The 17,727-nt window shown below is 37.2% G+C and carries 14 protein-coding genes and 1 pseudogene; 5 read left to right on the plus strand and 10 right to left on the minus strand.

The features are described from left to right. Positions 1 to 16: 16 nt before the first annotated feature. From BDD30_RS13275 to BDD30_RS13285, 3 genes are all read left to right on the plus strand, one after another. The gene (locus BDD30_RS13275; protein ID WP_012776951.1) at positions 17 to 2,095 is read left to right on the plus strand and encodes an ABC transporter permease; all 2,079 of its coding nucleotides are present in this window, start codon (positions 17 to 19) and stop codon (positions 2,093 to 2,095) included. 15 nt (positions 2,096 to 2,110) lie between these two features. Next, on the plus strand, positions 2,111 to 3,166 hold the full coding sequence (fbpC, locus tag BDD30_RS13280) for a ferric ABC transporter ATP-binding protein (protein WP_012776950.1): 1,056 nt from the start codon (positions 2,111 to 2,113) through the stop codon (positions 3,164 to 3,166). Between the two features lie 191 nt (positions 3,167 to 3,357). Beyond that, entirely contained in the window at positions 3,358 to 3,564 is a 207-nt protein-coding gene (locus BDD30_RS13285) for a hypothetical protein (protein ID WP_041381578.1), read from the plus strand. A 352-nt stretch (positions 3,565 to 3,916) separates the two neighbouring features. Here the strand turns inward: BDD30_RS13285 and BDD30_RS13290 are convergent, their stop codons facing one another. The 5 genes and pseudogenes from BDD30_RS13290 to BDD30_RS13310 all read right to left on the minus strand — a co-directional run bounded on the left by BDD30_RS13290 (position 3,917) and on the right by BDD30_RS13310 (position 10,049). Beyond that, complete coding sequence (locus BDD30_RS13290) at positions 3,917 to 5,074, minus strand: MFS transporter (RefSeq protein WP_012776949.1); 1,158 nt, start codon at positions 5,072 to 5,074, stop codon at positions 3,917 to 3,919. A 5-nt stretch (positions 5,075 to 5,079) separates the two neighbouring features. Beyond that, positions 5,080 to 6,312: an aldehyde dehydrogenase family protein gene (locus tag BDD30_RS13295; protein WP_012776948.1), complete on the minus strand. Its 1,233-nt coding sequence runs from the start codon at positions 6,310 to 6,312 to the stop codon at positions 5,080 to 5,082. A gap of 113 nt (positions 6,313 to 6,425) precedes the next feature. After that, entirely contained in the window at positions 6,426 to 8,027 is a 1,602-nt protein-coding gene (locus tag BDD30_RS13300) for a hypothetical protein (RefSeq protein ID WP_012776947.1), read from the minus strand. A 676-nt stretch (positions 8,028 to 8,703) separates the two neighbouring features. Further along, positions 8,704 to 9,325, minus strand: a pseudogene (locus BDD30_RS13305) (pyridoxal-phosphate dependent enzyme). Positions 9,326 to 9,425: 100 nt separating this feature from the next. Next, entirely contained in the window at positions 9,426 to 10,049 is a 624-nt protein-coding gene (locus BDD30_RS13310) for a TetR/AcrR family transcriptional regulator (RefSeq protein ID WP_012776945.1), read from the minus strand. A gap of 226 nt (positions 10,050 to 10,275) precedes the next feature. Here BDD30_RS13310 and BDD30_RS13315 point away from each other — a divergent pair, with 226 nt between their 5' ends. Next, on the plus strand, positions 10,276 to 11,496 hold the full coding sequence (locus tag BDD30_RS13315; protein ID WP_012776944.1) for a Tm-1-like ATP-binding domain-containing protein: 1,221 nt from the start codon (positions 10,276 to 10,278) through the stop codon (positions 11,494 to 11,496). Between the two features lie 689 nt (positions 11,497 to 12,185). Beyond that, a complete protein-coding gene (locus BDD30_RS13320) occupies positions 12,186 to 12,617 on the plus strand; it encodes a bleomycin resistance protein (protein ID WP_231849182.1) in 432 nt (143 codons plus the stop codon). Between the two features lie 474 nt (positions 12,618 to 13,091). Here BDD30_RS13320 and BDD30_RS13325 read toward each other — a convergent pair whose 3' ends face one another. Genes BDD30_RS13325 through BDD30_RS13345 form a run of 5 tightly spaced genes read right to left on the minus strand, consistent with a single transcriptional unit; the run spans position 13,092 to position 17,327 of the window. Continuing rightward, on the minus strand, positions 13,092 to 14,528 hold the full coding sequence (locus BDD30_RS13325) for a carboxypeptidase M32 (RefSeq protein ID WP_012776941.1): 1,437 nt from the start codon (positions 14,526 to 14,528) through the stop codon (positions 13,092 to 13,094). Further along, positions 14,525 to 15,403, minus strand: coding sequence for a DMT family transporter (locus BDD30_RS13330; RefSeq protein ID WP_012776940.1), 879 nt, complete (start codon positions 15,401 to 15,403; stop codon positions 14,525 to 14,527). The genes BDD30_RS13325 and BDD30_RS13330 overlap by 4 nt, the downstream gene beginning before the upstream one ends. Beyond that, positions 15,396 to 16,067: a 2OG-Fe(II) oxygenase family protein gene (locus BDD30_RS13335; RefSeq protein WP_012776939.1), complete on the minus strand. Its 672-nt coding sequence runs from the start codon at positions 16,065 to 16,067 to the stop codon at positions 15,396 to 15,398. Before BDD30_RS13335 ends, BDD30_RS13330 begins: the two co-directional genes overlap by 8 nt. Next, on the minus strand, positions 16,057 to 17,178 hold the full coding sequence (locus BDD30_RS13340) for a HesA/MoeB/ThiF family protein (protein ID WP_121302677.1): 1,122 nt from the start codon (positions 17,176 to 17,178) through the stop codon (positions 16,057 to 16,059). Before BDD30_RS13340 ends, BDD30_RS13335 begins: the two co-directional genes overlap by 11 nt. A 47-nt stretch (positions 17,179 to 17,225) precedes the next feature. Beyond that, positions 17,226 to 17,327: a pantocin A family RiPP gene (locus BDD30_RS13345; RefSeq protein ID WP_071823668.1), complete on the minus strand. Its 102-nt coding sequence runs from the start codon at positions 17,325 to 17,327 to the stop codon at positions 17,226 to 17,228. Positions 17,328 to 17,727 lie beyond the last annotated feature (400 nt).

Consider the following 17,727-nt stretch of genomic DNA (forward strand, 5'->3'; position numbering starts at 1 on the left):
AAAAAAGAGGGAAATTATGTCTCACACTTTTACTTTGCCTATCAGACAGAAGCGGGATGCTATGTTCTGGTGGATTGCTCTGATATGGCTGGCTTTCGCGCTTTTACCATCATGGAGCCTGGACTATGGCCTTTTCGATTCTACTCAAGATGAGCTTTTCACCGCCTATGGTTGGAACGGATTAAACATCAGTTTACTGTGGTTCCTGTTACCATCAGCGCTACTACTACGCCCACTGGCACCAGCAAACCGCAATCAGCGCAACCGCCACTATTTCGATGCGGGTTATGCCTTATTATGCGCTCTATTGGTCATTATCAGTGCGGCCATTATCGGGCGTGGGCTAGGTTACGCTACCATTATCCTGTTTATCTCACTGGGAGCGATTATCACTCTGGCCCTGTCTCGCCTTGAATGGCTAGGGGGCGACAGTTTTGTCATTGGCTCACTGGTGGCAGTTATTGCCCTGATAGGCGTATTTATCCTTTATCCGAGTATCGCCATCTTTATCCCAATGTTTACGGATGATACCGGTCAGTTTGCCCCATTTGCTTTTATATCAATACTGGGGCAAGCACATATTATTCAGGTTATCATTAACTCCATTTTGCTCTCTCTGGCCGTTGGTGTCGGTTGCACTTTCTTCGGGCTAGTGCTAGCAATTTATACCGCCAGAATCGCGCGCCGTTCCGCTATTATTGGCCGGGTATTTTCTATTTTACCCATCGTAACACCGCCGTTTGTGGTCGGTTTAGGTGTCACATTGATGATGGGCCGCTCTGGTTACATTACCGAGTTTATGGCAACCTGGCTCGGCCTGACCAACACCAATTGGCTGTACGGTTTTACCGGTATCTGGCTAGCTCAGGTACTGGCCTTTACGCCAATGGCATTTATGATCCTTGATGGTGCCATCAAAACCATCCATCCCTCACTAGAAGAAGCCTCCTATACTCTGCGCGCCAATCGTTATCAGACTTTCTTTAATGTATTTATCCCACTGCTGAAACCAGCACTGGCAAACGCTTTCCTGATCGTCATTGTTCAGTCACTGGCGGATTTCAGTAACCCATTGGTACTAGGCGGTAGCTTTGATGTACTCGCGACCCAAATTTATTTCTACATAACCGGTTCCCAACTTGACTATCAAGCCGCCAGTACGCTCGGTGCTTCACTGCTGGTTTTCTCTCTGCTGATATTTTGCGTCCAGTACATGTGGATTGGTAAACGTTCCTACGTCACGGTTTCTGGTAAATCCTATCGTGGAGATGTACAGCCGTTGCCAACTTCGCTGGTTTGGGGTGTCTGCGCCATCTTGTTTATTTGGGTTGTGTTCAACATTTTATTGTACGGCAGCATCTTCTACGGCAGCTTCACCGTCAACTGGGGGGTGGATTACACCCTGACTTTGGATAACTTTATCAAATTGTTCGGTCAAGGAATGCATGACGGCGCATGGCCTTCATTACTGGATACTTTACTCTACGCCGGTATCGCTGCCCCTATCACCGCCATCCTTGGTCTGCTGATTGCTTATATTGTTGTGCGACAGCAATTCCGCGGTAAGAAAACTATAGAATTCACTACCATGCTGTGCTTTGCCGTACCGGGTACGGTTGCAGGGGTTTCCTATATTCTGGCCTTCAACGATTCACCTTTTTACCTCACAGGAACCGCCGCTATCGTCATTATTTCCATGACCATGCGAAATGTACCGGTGGGTATCCGCGCCGGTATTGCAGGTCTTGGACAGATTGATAAATCATTGGATGAAGCCTCTCTGAGCCTGCGAGCCGGATCAATGAGAACCATTTTCCACATTCTGTTGCCGTTACTGCGCCCAGCAATTCTATCTGCACTAATTTACAGCTTTGTCCGTGCTATTACCACCGTCAGCGCCATTGTATTCCTGGTGACGCCGGACACTCGCGTGGCAACTGCCTATATCCTGAATCGGGTGGAAGATGGTGAATACGGCGTCGCCATTGCTTATGGTTCGATCCTGATTGTGGTCATGCTGGCCATTATTTTCCTATTTGACTATTTGATTGGTGAAGCGCGGATTTCTCGCTCTAAAGCCAAAAATACACAGTAATCACGGAGTGACGACATGACACAACAAAATTTTGTCGAACTGAAAAATGTAACCAAACGGTTCGGTAACAACACCGTGATCGACAATCTGGATCTATCTATCCCACAAGGGCATATGGTAACGCTATTAGGGCCATCTGGTTGTGGTAAAACTACGGTATTGCGTTTAGTTGCTGGTTTAGAAAAACCTAGCGAAGGTAAGATTTTCATTGATAGTGAAAACGTTACAGATCGTTCTATTCAGCAACGGGATATCTGTATGGTATTCCAGTCCTACGCCCTATTTCCGCATATGTCACTGGGAGAAAATATTGGTTATGGGCTGAAAATGCTAGGACGGCCTAAAGCGGAGATACGCGAGCAGGTAAAGGAAGCTCTGGAATTGGTCGATCTGGGAGGTTTTGAAGATCGTTATGTTGATCAAATCTCCGGCGGTCAACAACAACGGGTTGCTCTCGCTCGCGCCCTGATACTCAAACCCAAAGTACTGCTATTCGATGAACCGTTGAGTAACCTTGACGCTAACCTACGTCGCAGTATGCGCGAGAAAATCCGCGAATTGCAGCAGCAATTTAACATCACCTCGCTGTATGTGACTCATGATCAAAGTGAAGCATTTGCGGTTTCCGACACCGTATTGGTGATGAATAAAGGCAAAATCATGCAAATTGGCGCGCCACAAACGCTTTATCGTCAACCTGCCTCTGAGTTTATGGCGAGTTTCATGGGAGATGCCAATATCTTCCCTGCTACTTTGGGTCCTGATTATGTGGAAATTTTCCAGTATCGCCTGCCACGACCTGAAAACTTTATCAGCAATCGACAATCGGTAACGGTAGGTGTCAGGCCAGAAGCCATTACGCTAAGCCATCACGGACATGCAAGCCAGCTCTGCACCATCAGCCATGTGGCTTATATGGGGCCACAATATGAAGTGACGGTAAACTGGCAAGATCAAACTTTACTACTACAAATTAATGCTACCCAATTGCAACCTAATGTTGGTAATCATTACTATCTGGAAATTCATCCATTCGGCATGTTTATTTTAGCTGAAAAAAGTAACCGTTAATTTGATTGTAAAAAATCCTAACTTTCGATCAGCAGGCCGCCATACGGCGGCCTTAAACTGATTTCGCAAGCTTTTTCATAATCGGTGTGGGACAGAATTCAACTCTATGAAATGGTGTTCAGGTGTTCATAATTTTCTTTGCTGGTATTATTAACATTAGCAAACCTGATTAAACAAGAGGAGTGAAGCTCGTGGAATGGGTGATTGGTGGAATAATTTTATTGGTGATTCTTGGTGCGATATTGAAGCCAAGTAGATGTGATATTTGTAACACTGGCTTCAAAAGAAAATATTACACGTGGGAAATTGAAGGTAAAAAACAGCATTTATGTCCTAACTGTAGTAGCAAAATGGACAGAAGAATGAGCTCGAAAAAATTTAAAGACAGGTTCGGTTAATTATTCAATACATTGTTTTTATTATTTTTTCTTCAGACATCCCGGTGAGTTTAGACAAAACTAAACCAAAAACGATAAGCCAAGCTTTAAAAAGTAACAAAAATTAGACACAGGGTGAAAAGGATTTCATACATCCTTTTCACCAAAGATTTAAATATTTTTATCTATACCCAATAAATTTCGAGTTGCAGCGCGGCGGCAAGTGAACGAATCCCCAGGAGCATAGATAACTATGTGACTGGGGTGAGAGAAAGCAGCCAACAAAGCAGCAACTTGAAGGATGAAGGGTATAGATATTCAGCTAATATCCTGATAATAACTAGAGATTATTTTTAAAAATATCCTTACCAACTCATGCCAATGAAACAACTTTCTTTGGAATCAGATGGGAGACGATAAATAGCAGACCGATTGAAATGAGCATTATAATAAACCCATCTTTGCCAAAGATCGTCATGGCGGTCCCCGTCATTAAAGGACCTAAAAGGCTTCCCACTCCCCAAACAACCCCAAAAAGAGAATTTACAGCAACTAAAGCCTGCCCTGAATATTTTTTTCCTACCCTGACTAATGAGAGAGTATAAATTCCACCACCAAATGCCCCTAATATAACGACATTAATCCATAAAAGAATGGTATTGATAGTCAGCGGTAATAACAATAAAGAAATTACGAAGACGGTTCCACAAATAACATGCACGCGTTTTAAACCCACTCTATCAGCAAACCAGCCCAGAGGCATTTGAAAAAGTGCATCTCCGCAAAAAAGCAATGTCACTAAAGTAATCGTCACTTGCTCGGATATTCCATTTGATATCCCATATAAAGGGAGCATCGATAATGCAGTTGCATCAAAAAAAGAAAAACAGAAAACACCAACCACAAGGCAAGGAATAGACATCACCAGAGATAAAATAGGCAATTTAGTCTTTTCCTCTGTTTGCTGTGATAATAAGGAAGATGGGTTTGTTAATATCAGTATAATACAAAAGACAACTAAAAATGACAGCAAAGCTGAGGGAATTAAAGATTTTACTCCAAATACTGAAATTAATAGCGGCCCTATTAGCTGGCACCCGGTAAAAACCGAAGTGTATAACCCCATTAATGTCCCTCTATATTTATCACAGATATTGCTACTCAACCATGATTCACCAATGACAATGATAACACCACATGCAAAGCCCATCAGAAATCTTGGCAAAGCCAGATAAAGTAACCGATTAAAATAAGAGGAAAACAAACAGGACGCTGCCAATAAAAATAAACTGATAACCAGTAATTTATTTAAACTCCAGGTACGAATAAATATTGGCATTAAGGTTGAAGAAATAAACATTCCTATAGCCGGAAGCGCTGACATAATACCTAGCATAGCAGGATTATGTTCTTGACTTGCCAACTTCAAACTGACCATAGGTAATGTATATCCCATTGCCAATCCCACGAGAGATGAACCTAATATCATTGATATTATGTATGATTTTGGTGTTTTGAAGCTGGCTTGCATTTATTTTATCCGTTATAGGGCTCAACTAAATAGTGATATATATCGCGCTGTGGTAACGTACTTCCACTAATTCTATTACCTTCATACCAAAGGCATGACGCTGCCGGTCCTTGACCACCATATGGAAGATAACCGTGTTCCTCTCGATGTAAGTCAGTATTACTAAGAATACTATCAGGCAAGTGAAAATGTTCACTGAGTTGATTATGGATATATTCACTTGTACCAAACAAAGAGATATACATAGCATTAGTTGCATACAAAGGATCAGAGAAATAATGGGTTAATTCTTGATCATGATAATATCTTTGTAGGAAAAAAACAGGGGCAAAAAACTCTTTATAATTACCGCCTAACGATAATTCCTTCTCAAAAACAGTTGGCTTTATCATGCCATTTATAGGATTGACGTCTCCTCCATACGTACAATATGGCCTGTAGGCTTTAAATACTGACGCAATTTTCACACTGTGATCAATATCGCTATTGGGACCGACTATATTTTTATAATCACTATAAGGCCCAACTTTATCTTCAATATTCTTCAAATCAGAGATTAACCGTTCCCTGAATAAATCGTATATATCATTGTGTACTAATATCGTGTTCGGACCAGCACAATCTTGCCCTTGATTATAAAGAACAACTCGCTTGGCACTTTCAACTGCCAAATCGATGTCTGCATCTCTTGAAACAATAAGAGGATTATGGCCCGCGCCATTAAGGATAAATAACGTGTTTTTCCTAAAATGCTTACGTACTTTGATAGCATTCTCTGGCGTTCCCGTAAAGATTACCGCATCAGTTATCTTTACTCGTTGACTTAAAAATAACTCTTTATCTTCATAAGAAATAGATAATGCCGGAGAAAACTCAGATAAATTAAGAATTTTCTCAAATCTTTTATAATGTGTATGCATTGCTGTAGGTGGGCGTATACATACATTTTCTGCCATCAGTGAGGGTATAAAACCAAAACACACAGAAGCATAAATAGGCTGATTAAGAGGGAGAAATGATGTGACACCATAAATTTTCTTTCTAAAATATTGACTATTTTTTTCAATATTACTTAAAACATCTACTGAACGAAGAATTTCATCTTCAGTTACATTTTTACATTGATAGCCAGAGAGCGCATCAACCAAAGCTTCACGGTTATTCTGTAAAGCTGAGGAAAGCTCGCCACATTTTCTTTTGATTTCGCTGAAATCAATATTACTGTATAACTTAGTCATATGTATTTGACCCTCCTAAATTATATCTCTTATTAACATATCTTTCTGAGCTATACCCGTCATCTTTCAAGTTGCCTCTTTGTTGGCTGCACTCACTCACCCCGGTCACAGAGTTATCTATGCTCCCGGGGATTCGCTCCCTGGCCGTCGCGATGCATCTTGAAATCCATTGGGTATATATTGTTTTTACTAGTCACTATATTTTTATCATGACTTTTATACGGATTTTCAAAATGAGCTAAAATATGCTTCATACAATTTAAATATAACCATGTTTTAATTCGTGGCCCTTCGATATCTCCAAATAATCCTCTATAAAGTAGAGACCATACTTGGGATAATTCATTATCCGGAAAATATTCTTCATATATCTTAGTTATCAGTTGGAAAAGTTGATCTTTAGATGATATTTCTCCAGAGCTTATCGAGTGAGAAATGGCTGAAAAATATTTTTCTTCTTTAATGTTTCTTAACCCTTCATTTTTGCCATCACGTGTCCTTTCGTAATAGTTATAACTTATCTCTAATTCCTGAACTGAAATAGATTCTTCCTGTTTTTTATACAGATTTAAGAAATTTTCAGCTGCGAGTCTACTTGCCGGTTTTGATGCGCGTAATATTCTTACCATCTTTGAAAAAGACAATCTTTTCCTATCGTGTTTCTCAATATTCACCTGATCATTTAGGCGTGGTGCCTGTTCTATATAAAATTTATAAGATTTCTGTGGCTCTTTTGATAAGTAAATTCGGATTGCATCTCGTGTAAGCAAATTATGAACATCATCCAGAGAGAAACCATTTCCTTTTGATTTCGATATTTTTTTACCTGAAGCATCAAGAAAAAGTCCATATTTGTAAAAACGTGGGCCCGGTTTGTTTAATACACCAGCGATCTTACTCGCAACAGATGCGGAGGCCAGCAGATCTTCACCATGCATTTCAAAATGAATATTTCTAGAAAGTAGGCGCATACCCCAATCTGCTTTCCACTGAAGTTTAGACTTACCATTCAGTACCGAAATAGTTTGCTCTTGATCCAAGACTTCATTTTTATAAAGTTCCCGAATTTCTACTCCGTATTCATAACCAGGTTTATTAACGACTTCATCACCAGGTATGTAATAGGTAATTTCCCCAGATTCTGGGTTTACGCCTGTCACAACAATATGCTCAAGTACTGTCCCAGTCTTTTCAGAAATGGGCATTATTATACTATATGTTCTTTGTCTTAAAGGTCCCGTAGATTCTTTGCATATTTGATTTATCGCTGAAAAATTTTGAAGAAACAATTTAATTTCATCATTGTAATCCCCATTTTGATAAGCTAAAGAGTTTCTTACCAGCTTACAATCTATTTCGTATTCTGCTGCAAGTTTCATTAATTGGTATTCAGCCATTTCAGAAAATGACTGGAAGTTGCCGAAAGGATCTGGCACCTGACTCACTGATTTACCTAAATAGGGAGTTAACTTTTCAGGATTTAGAACATTCAAAGGAATTTTTCTAAAAGGGTCCAAATCATCTGAAACGAGATAAAAATTAACTGTTCTGCCTGCTTTCTCCAATTCAGTTTTTATAAGATTAGCACGAAGAATTTCACAAAGGGTACCTATATGTGGAAGCCCTGTTGGTCCAAAACCAGCTTCGATATTGATTGATTCCCCAGACGGTACAGCCTGATTAATTTCAAATGCTTCTTTAACATACCATTTCACTTACAATTACCTCCTTCATAACATGATACTTATTTAGGGTTAATGGTGATAAATATGGTAGTACTGCCAGTTTGACAGGAAACTCTTAATAATCCTGATAGAAGAATTCTTCAAGATGTTAAATTATTCTGTTTTTTATGTAATTCACTAACCCTCTATATGACTTTTAAAAAGCAAACAATTAACTCTAGTTAATTAAATAATGCACTGTTTAGGAACAAAACAAAAATAATGTAATTGTTGTTTATGGTCAAGCAGTACTCATAAATTTTTTTATATTTTTTCTCCCCTTCTTTATAAATTATTTTGATTAACATGTTCGCACTAAATCCTTTTCACCAAAAATGCTAATAAATTTGCATAGATGAAATAAATAGGCTATGGAAAGTAATACAATAAGGCGACTGAAAGTGAATTTTTATCTTTAATAACACAATATTAATTTAATATTTTTATCTAGGACAGAATCCTGAAAGTGTATTTAAAGCCGTAAAGACATCACAAGACAAGAATAACAAGCCAGACTTTAAAAAGTAGAAATAATTAGGCAACCCGAAAACGTTAAAATGCAATATAGATAATAACCTCCTTTACTAGACCGACATTCTGTACGATTGAATAATAGAAGTTTTTTTCACAGTAATACCAAAATATAAGATTTTTATCGTGTCTGAGATTATTTTGCTAATAAAGCGCAATAACATGCAATATCCACATTCCCGCCACTAACAATGATCCCAACTCTTTGCCCTTGCAATTGCTAACTTATTTTATGTACAGCAGAAAAACTCAAGCACCTGTCGGCTCGACAATCATCTTCATTCGTTCAGCATAAAAACGCATTGTCTCTACCAATTCCTCATCAGAAACAGTGAAAATATCATCAATATTTTTTCGAATAATTTCGAAAGTATATTGCCCAATATGTTGAGTTTGCGCGCATCAGCAATCGTTTTAGAGGTATCGATATGAATAATTTTACCCTGACGAAATGACTGTTGGGCATCATTGCCCGCTTCCGGCTCTACACCATAAATTTTGCATCCAGGAGATAAATAACGGGCAGCAAGTGCACTCCTTGAAAGCAAACCACCGCCACCAAGACAAACAAATAACGCATTAAAAGCACCACGAAATTTAAACGCCCCCATCTGCTGGTAGTTTTCACATTTGAAAAATAACCTGGCTCCTGTCATTTCGTTAGCAGTCCGGGAAGTCAGGACTGGAGTACGGTAAGCATAGTTTTCTATACGCCGGGCGGCGGAAATCACATCTTCGTATATGGGGATATTTTGCATTAGGGATAACTATCAGCTAGATGAAATAGAGACAAAATACCCACTGCAAGAAAATTTTTCAATGATAAATCTTTATTATTCAACTGGTTATCTAAAGTAACTATAACCCTGAATCTCTGTGCGCCTGATTAATAATGGCTTTTGCCATCCATTTAGTGATTTCAATAATTTCTGCATCATCCATCTGCCAGATATCCTTCATCACCAGAAAAACTTCGGAACCATAAATCAGGGAAAAAGAACGAATGACATTCTCCAAAGTGTCTGGCGGGAAATGCTCTTTTAATGGTTCAACAACCATCGAAAGGATCTCTTTACGGTGCCCACGTACCAATTTCTTTTCCTGTTTATCCTCAGATAAACGCCCCTGTGCCCATTGCTGTAATGAAACCAAAAGAGCCGCTCTCAATGCACCTTCATGTTGGAACATTCGGGGATAGGCAAAATCCAATAGTTCAATAATCCGCTCCTCAGTTTTTTCACTGGCAGGCTTCCAAGTAAGGATCGGCCCAAGGCTGGCACTAACGATTGCATCAATTAAATCACTTTGCGTCGGAAAATAGCGGTATGCCGTCGCTCTAGAAACACCAGCATACACAGCCAATTCGGAAACCGAAGGTATCGCTCTCTGTTCAAAAAGCTCCAATGCAGAATTTATTAGCAATGTATAAGTTTTTTTCCGAGTACCAGTAAGAGGTTTAATATTCGAGTCCATCATTGACACAACTCTTTCACAATAAGATTCTCTATAAGCGTATGGTAAAATATCTTTTCGACATCATCACTCTACTAAACTATCTACAAAACGCCCAAATTGATTCAATTTATTTATAGATAAAATGAGACGGCTGTCTCAATTTGATGATATAACAGTGATACTAGAGTCTCATATTGACTATAATCTGTCCATGAATTAGTAGCCAGCACCAGGGGAAACATTCATAATTATAATGAAAATTAATCAAGGCTATATCTATATTGTCACCATTTTTGATACCAAGAGCGCAGAAATCTTCTACGTCAGGGATCTAATAAAAAAAACTGGCCTTGCCGTTCGTACCGTGGACTTGACTACTAAACCTAACCCACAGGAAAGAGGGGCGGATATTACTTCATTAACAGTAGCAGAGCATCATCCACAAGGCAAAGAGGCCGTTTTCTGTGGTGATCGAGGTAAAGCAATTTCCGCAATGGCAATCGCCTTTAAGACTTTTTTATCAAAACAAACTGATGTTTTAGCTATTCTAGGACTAGGGGGTTCTGGCGGGACAGCACTGATTACACCGGCCATGCAGTCTTTACCTGTAGGCATACCAAAACTTATGGTTTCTACCATGGCTTCCGGTGATGTTTCTGGTTATGTTGGAGTCAGTGATATCGCTATGCTGTATTCAGTTACTGATGTATCTGGCCTTAACCGGATCTCCCGCCAGGTATTGAAGAATGCGGCCAACCAAATTGCTGGTGCCGTTTATTTTCATGAAGAGAGCAATATTGAAGACAAGCCGGCTATCGGATTAACAATGTTTGGTGTAACAACACCTTGTATACAGTTATTGACCAAAGAATTAGAACAACAATATGACTGTTTGATTTTCCATGCAACTGGCAACGGCGGCAAAACCATGGAAAAACTGGCTGAAAGCCGCTTGCTTAACAGTCTGCTTGATATGACTACAACTGAAGTCTGTGATTATCTGTTTGGTGGTGTTCTGGCCTGTGATGCCGACCGTTTAAGTGCAATAGCCCGCACACAAACGCCTTATATCGGTTCTTGCGGCGCGTTGGATATGGTGAATTTCGGTCACCCGAATACTATCCCAGGACACTATAAAGGTAGGCAATTTTATTGTCATAATCCTCAAGTGACATTAATGCGTACGACACCAGAAGAAAACCATCAAATGGGGATTTGGATCGCTGAAAAACTTAATCAGTGCGAAGGAAAAGTAAAATTTATTATTCCTGGGGGCGGTTTTTCTGCGCTAGATATTGAAGACGGGCCATTCTGGAACCCTGAAGCGACTCAAGCATTCATCAACGCTTTTGAGTCTACATTTATAGAAATGGAAAATAGACAACTGATTAAGAGTGCTCATCATGTGAATTCATCTGAATTTTGCCAACAGGTGATCAGCGAATATCAGCAAATGATGAATTCAGTTGTATAGATTGGTCAGCATTGAAATAGGAGGAAAACTTAATGAAACAGAACACTGATGATAATACCAGTATAAAAACAGTACTAACACTGAAAGATTATGTACAACTAATTAATGACTAGGCAAAAAGTTGCCAAAACAGGGCATTCTGATGTTATTGTTCTATCAGTCGCGACTTCTACGGCATGTCTGTCGAGTAATCGCACTAAAAAGGATAAAAGCAGCCAAGTACTCGTGTTCCAAAGGGAAGCCACAAGAACTTCCTGTTAATAACCTAGCTGTAAGATGTTGGAAGTTAACAAACTAAATTAAAACATAAACATACTTGCTTTGTTTTCTTCCTTTCGGAGCTTATCTCCGTCAACACCAGGCTCCTGCGGCCCCCACCGCAGGAGTTTTTTTATGAATATACAGGCAACTGGCTAAAATTTGTTAACATCCACCATGGCCTAAAGGATGTGGATGCTTACTGATTCCAGACTAAAATCGGCGTACTTGGCTGGTACAAGTTAACTTGACCACCTCACCATCGCTGCTGACAACACATCTCATACCAGCAACGCGGCGGCAAGTGAACGAATCCCCAGGAGCATAGATAACTCGGTGACTGGGGTGAATGAAAGGCAGCCAACAAAGCAGCAACTTGAAGGATGAAGGGTATATACCTATTTTCGCAGCATCAAAGGTCAGGAATAATAATGGATCAACATAAACCTTATTGGAATCGTATGGTTCCAGAACTTACTGTCACAAATTTTTCTCTATCTCTGGATTTTTACCAAAGAATCCTCGGCTTCCAATTACTTATTCGTCGAGATAACCCTAACTTTGCATATTTAGCATTAGGTGAAGCACAACTCATGCTAGAAGCTCGACATAATGATGGTTGGAACACAGCTTCATTAAATTACCCTCTGGGAAGAGGAGTAAATTTTCAGATTGAAGTCGATGATTTGACCCCTTTATTAGATAACTTAAAAGCTAATTCGATAAAATTATACCGAGAAGTTAAAGATAATCACTACTATGTTAATGAAGTCATTGCATGCCAACGAGAATTTTTAGTGCAAGATCCTGATGGCTATCTGCTACGATTCAGCCAATTCATAGAAAATATAATAACATATTGAACATAATATTCTACTATACCAAATAACCTCCTCACTTTTTCCAATATCTAATATGAAACTATTTAAGGGTTCTTATACCCAATAGATTTCAAGATGCATCGCGACAACAAAGGAGCGAATCCCCGGGAGCATAGATAACTATGTGACCGGGGTGAGTGAGTGCAGCCAACAAAGAGGCAACTTGAAAGATAACAGGTATATAACCCTGATTCCCCTGTGCTAATCGCTTTCATTACAGCCCGATGGGCTGCTGGATATCCATCTCCCCTAACCCTCAAAGTTCGCTTCGCTCTCAATGAGAATTTAAGGGGAGAAATCCGCAGTTTTGTTAAAACGACTCAATTGAGTATCATCGAATTAAAACAGGTCAATCAAATATCCCAAGAATGAAATCAGGGAACGAGAAGACAACGACAAAGTTAATAAAACTCGTCGTAAACCCTCGCATTAGATAAGGGTTTATCGCTGTTTTTGCTAAATATTTTCATATTTAGCGATAATCATATCCCTTGCGTATAATGTACTTATTTTCTCTTCTGTACTAGATTCGATTATATCAACAGGTGAGAAAAAGGCACCTTTTGACCAAATATTTTTTCTTAGCCAAACAAGAGTATCTTCATAGTTTAAATCACCTATTTTTTTATATATCTGTGATGCATATATATAACCGAGCATATAACATGGAAAATAACCCAAAAAACCTGCACTCCAATGAATATCCTGCATACACCCATTTTTATAATCGTTCCCTGAACTTATTCCTAATAATTTTAAGGAAAGTTCATGCCATAATTCAGGTATATCATTAACAGTTATATTTTTATTAATCAACTCCTTCTCAATTAAATAACGCAGATAAATATGCTGCAAGTAATGTATTTCATCTGTATTTATCCTGGTTTCATTAGGTTTTAATTTCAATAGGTGTTTCTTTATACTATTTGCTGATATATTAAATCCATATTTAACTGTTTTTTTTGATAAATAATTAATAAAAGAGTCAGAATAACCATAACACATTTCAAAGAATAAACTCTGACTTTCATGTATTCCAATAGAACAAGGATAAGATACTGGCATACCTAAAAATTCATTGGGAAGATTTCTCTCATATAGAGAATGTCCGAATTCATGCAAAGAAGCATAAATTCCACCAATAAAATTAGAATCTGAGTATTTATTCGTGATTCTTATATCATCTCTGGTTCCACCACAAAAAGGATGAGCACTGACATCCAATCGTCCTTTGGAAAAATCAAATCCTAGTTCAGAAAGCATCTCTTTATTTATCTCTATTTGCTTTCTAATTGGAATTTTCTGATTTATATTTCTATTTAATAAATTTGATTTAAACCGTTCTGTTAAACCAGGTAGCCATATCTGAATCTCTTCAAAAAGATTATCTAACATATCCGTCTTCATCATTGGTTCATACTCATTCAATAATGATTCATAGGGACTGACGCCTGAAGCCTCAGATAAAATACTGGCTTTTTCTCTTAATAATTCGACTAATTTTGTTAAATCTTTTGAGAACCCCTGCCAATTATTTATTTCTTTATTTTTAATCCATGAATATTCACACTGACAGGTAATCTTCTTTATTTCCTTTACTAATGAAATAGGAAGTAGTCGGTTTTGTTCAATGTCCTTTTTAGCAGAAAGAAGGGCCATTATTGTGACATTATCCAGATTATTATCTAAGAGTAATTTTTCTATCGCATCAAAAATAGCTTGTGATGTCTTTTTTTCATGGATAATTAACTCTGCTTCTGAAAGAGCTTCAGCCCTTGCTAAGAAGCTATTCTCAGGCATCATCGTAGTTTGATCCCAATAACATATATCCATCAAATGCTCGATATTATATATTGATTTATAGTACTCTTTTATATCAGATAATTCCCTCATTTCTTTTTCCCTCTAAATACTATTATGACACTGGAAAATATAAACAACATGCCAACAAACATATTCCTAGTGATTGATTCGTTTAGAAAATAATAAGATATCAACACACTAAATATAGGCGATATAAGTGCAGAATAAGCAGTTAACTCGGCCCCACCACGCTCTATCATGTAAAACCATAAAATATAAACAACAACCCCACTCGCTACCCCCATATATAGAATAGGCATAAAAATATGGGTAAATGCTTGAATAAAATCACCATTAAAGTTAAATATATTAAGGTTTGTAGATAAAAATGGCGTTATAGTTATCATTAATAAAAATGAAACAATATTTTGATACAACACCTTTGAAAATATATCTAACTGAGTGGGTATTTTCTCTGATAAAAAGGTTCCTAATGCCCATACGAAGGCACTGATTAATATAATACACTCACCAAAGCTTATTTCTTTTAAGGATATGAATATCAAAACTCCGGATATACAAAGTATAGACACAGTAATTGATCTAAAACTTATCCTTTTGCTACTTATCATTGTTAGAAAAGAGGTAATAGCAGGCATTGTGTATATAAGCACTGATGCTTTTACAGAATCTGTATATTTTAATGATATGTTATTTAAAATAGGAACTAAGAAAACATTTAAAATACCCAGTGGTATACAAAATAACAGATCATAAAAATTCGGTTTCTTTTTGTATAAAATAAAAACCAGAAAAATTAATATCAATACGGAGGTAATCGTTGAGTAAAAACGAAAAGGCCATACTCCAATTTGCTCAATAGCTATTTTTGAAACAGGAAATCCACCTCCCCATAATATTGCTATTAGGATAGCGGAAAAAAGTACTTTTTTATTTCTAGTCATATCTAACCACCAAGGCCATCCTCTTTTTTTTACTCTCAGCAGTCACCATAGACACAAAATGAGGTATTTCCTTTTCACTGGTATCGAAAATCAATGTCGTCAAATTATATGGAACTAACGTATCCACGATAAATTTACGTTCATTATCAAGAATAACCGTTAATCCTCCATGGTTTGGATTCCAATTATCAGTCAGATTTATTACTATGCCAAAACTTTCTCCTGGATCACAATGCGTCGTTAAAAAATCACCTTTATCAAATCTGTTTAAATATAACAAAGCCATTTTCTTAATCTTCCTACCTGTTATTGATGTAAGAAACGACTTAAATTTTTCACTGCCTACTATGTCTTTTATTGCAGAAAAATAGGTTATTTTCCCACTTCTATCATTATCGGGAAGTCGCCTGAAAGAAAATGAAAAAACACCATTATTATAGTCCTCAAATGAAAGTAATTTCTCCCTTTCAATTTCCTCCATACTATTTTCACTTAAATAAAAATCATGCTCTCCATACCTGTTTTTTATAATATAAGACCATTCACTGTCATTAATTGAATTAAAATTATCTGAAAAAAAAGAAAATTCAGGAAAAAATTCATCTATTGAAAAACTCACATAGCCTTTATTCTTAAATGCTGCGTGCAGATCTTTAATGCTCATCAAATATATGCTCCTCTCTGGTTTTAAAATCCCTAAGCGAGATATAAAGCTTTTTACCGACAAGAGCGGGTTCATCATATCCAGTGATTATTTTTACCACCTGATCAGCAACCAACCCAGACATTGCCGCTAATGATGGTGCACTTTGCCACGCATTAACCTTCCTGTTACCGTCTAAGAATTGCTGTTTCATCCTGGCTTCTTGAAATTTCTTTACATCATTATTTTCACTATAAAATTGTCTTTTAATACTTTTCTTCGCATCAAAATAAGTCTTATCCTGCCCATTATTTAAATAAATTGGCCCGACAGATATTTCAAACGGATCACCTCCAAGTTCTATAACTGGTATATTTTTATTACAAGCAAGTTCATGTACCATTCCCTCAACAGTACTTTTCCTGAAATAACCTAGACTGGCCCATGCAAGTAAGACCAAATCAACACCATCTAACATCTCTTTAAGTCTATTTTCATCTGTTGTGGCAAATTCAAGATATTTTTCTACATTCGTGTATTTATTGTGCCTTTTTATTCCTTCCTCAGCAGCATCTACTTTATTCTTTCCAATATCATCAAAAGTATAAAGAACTTGCCTGTTCAAATTAGATAATTCAACATCATCACCATCAACAATTCTTAATGTTCCCACACCAGCTAATGCTAATTGTAATGAGCACCAAGTTCCCCATCCCCCCATACCAAGCACTAAAATTCTACTTTCTTTTAATCTTTCTTGGTATTTTATCGAATTTATATTTTCGTTATCTATTAAAGAATATTGCAGAAGTTGTCTGTCGTATAACTCAATTTCCTGTGATGTAAGGATATCTGAAAATATTGAGTTATCTTCAATCAACCCAAATGAATTTAACTTCTCAATAAAATTAACAATTTCGTGATCATTTATTTCATATCCCATATGTGAGATTTCTTTTATTATTCTTGGGATCGTATGGAAACCATCAAGTTTAGACAAAACAACTTTCACCCATTCTGGCGGATTTTTAATAATTTGGGATTTTTTAGGTATTTCACCTATACAAATATCACCATCATCAGAAAGGATGATGTGATGAGAACGCTTAATCAACGGCTTAGTAACTCTCATATTCATTTCCCACAAAAGCCGCCTGATTGGCGGCTTTTATCCAGTTCTTATTCAAGTTCAATAGATTCTTCTTCAGTGTACATAGCTTTTTCTTCACTGATAGAAGAGATACGTTCTTCGAGTTCTACAAAAGACATTTCTTGATTCATGGTATATACCTCAACTAGATTATTACGTTATGTTTTCCTGTATTAGCCATTTAATTACAATTAGCTAACAAATAAATTAATAATATAAAAATAACTAAAGTCAAGTGTTTTTATAAAACTACAGTAAAACTATTAATCAGATAACGTTTTTACCTAAAAAATATGATAATTTATAAAGAGTTATCTAATACCAAACTATTTAAATTATCCTAATAATCACAAATAGTAATCATCACAATTATAAATAGTTTTTTTAAAACATAATTTTATTAAATAAGTTATTTCTATTTAATATGAAAAAAAGTATTTTCAGTCAAAACAATAAATATAATCATCATCCCTTAACAATACATTTAAAACTTACTGCCTACCTATTAGGTAATTATACTTACCCTTATTT

The organism is Photorhabdus asymbiotica, from assembly GCF_003634575.1.
GTDB lineage: Bacteria > Pseudomonadota > Gammaproteobacteria > Enterobacterales > Enterobacteriaceae > Photorhabdus > Photorhabdus asymbiotica.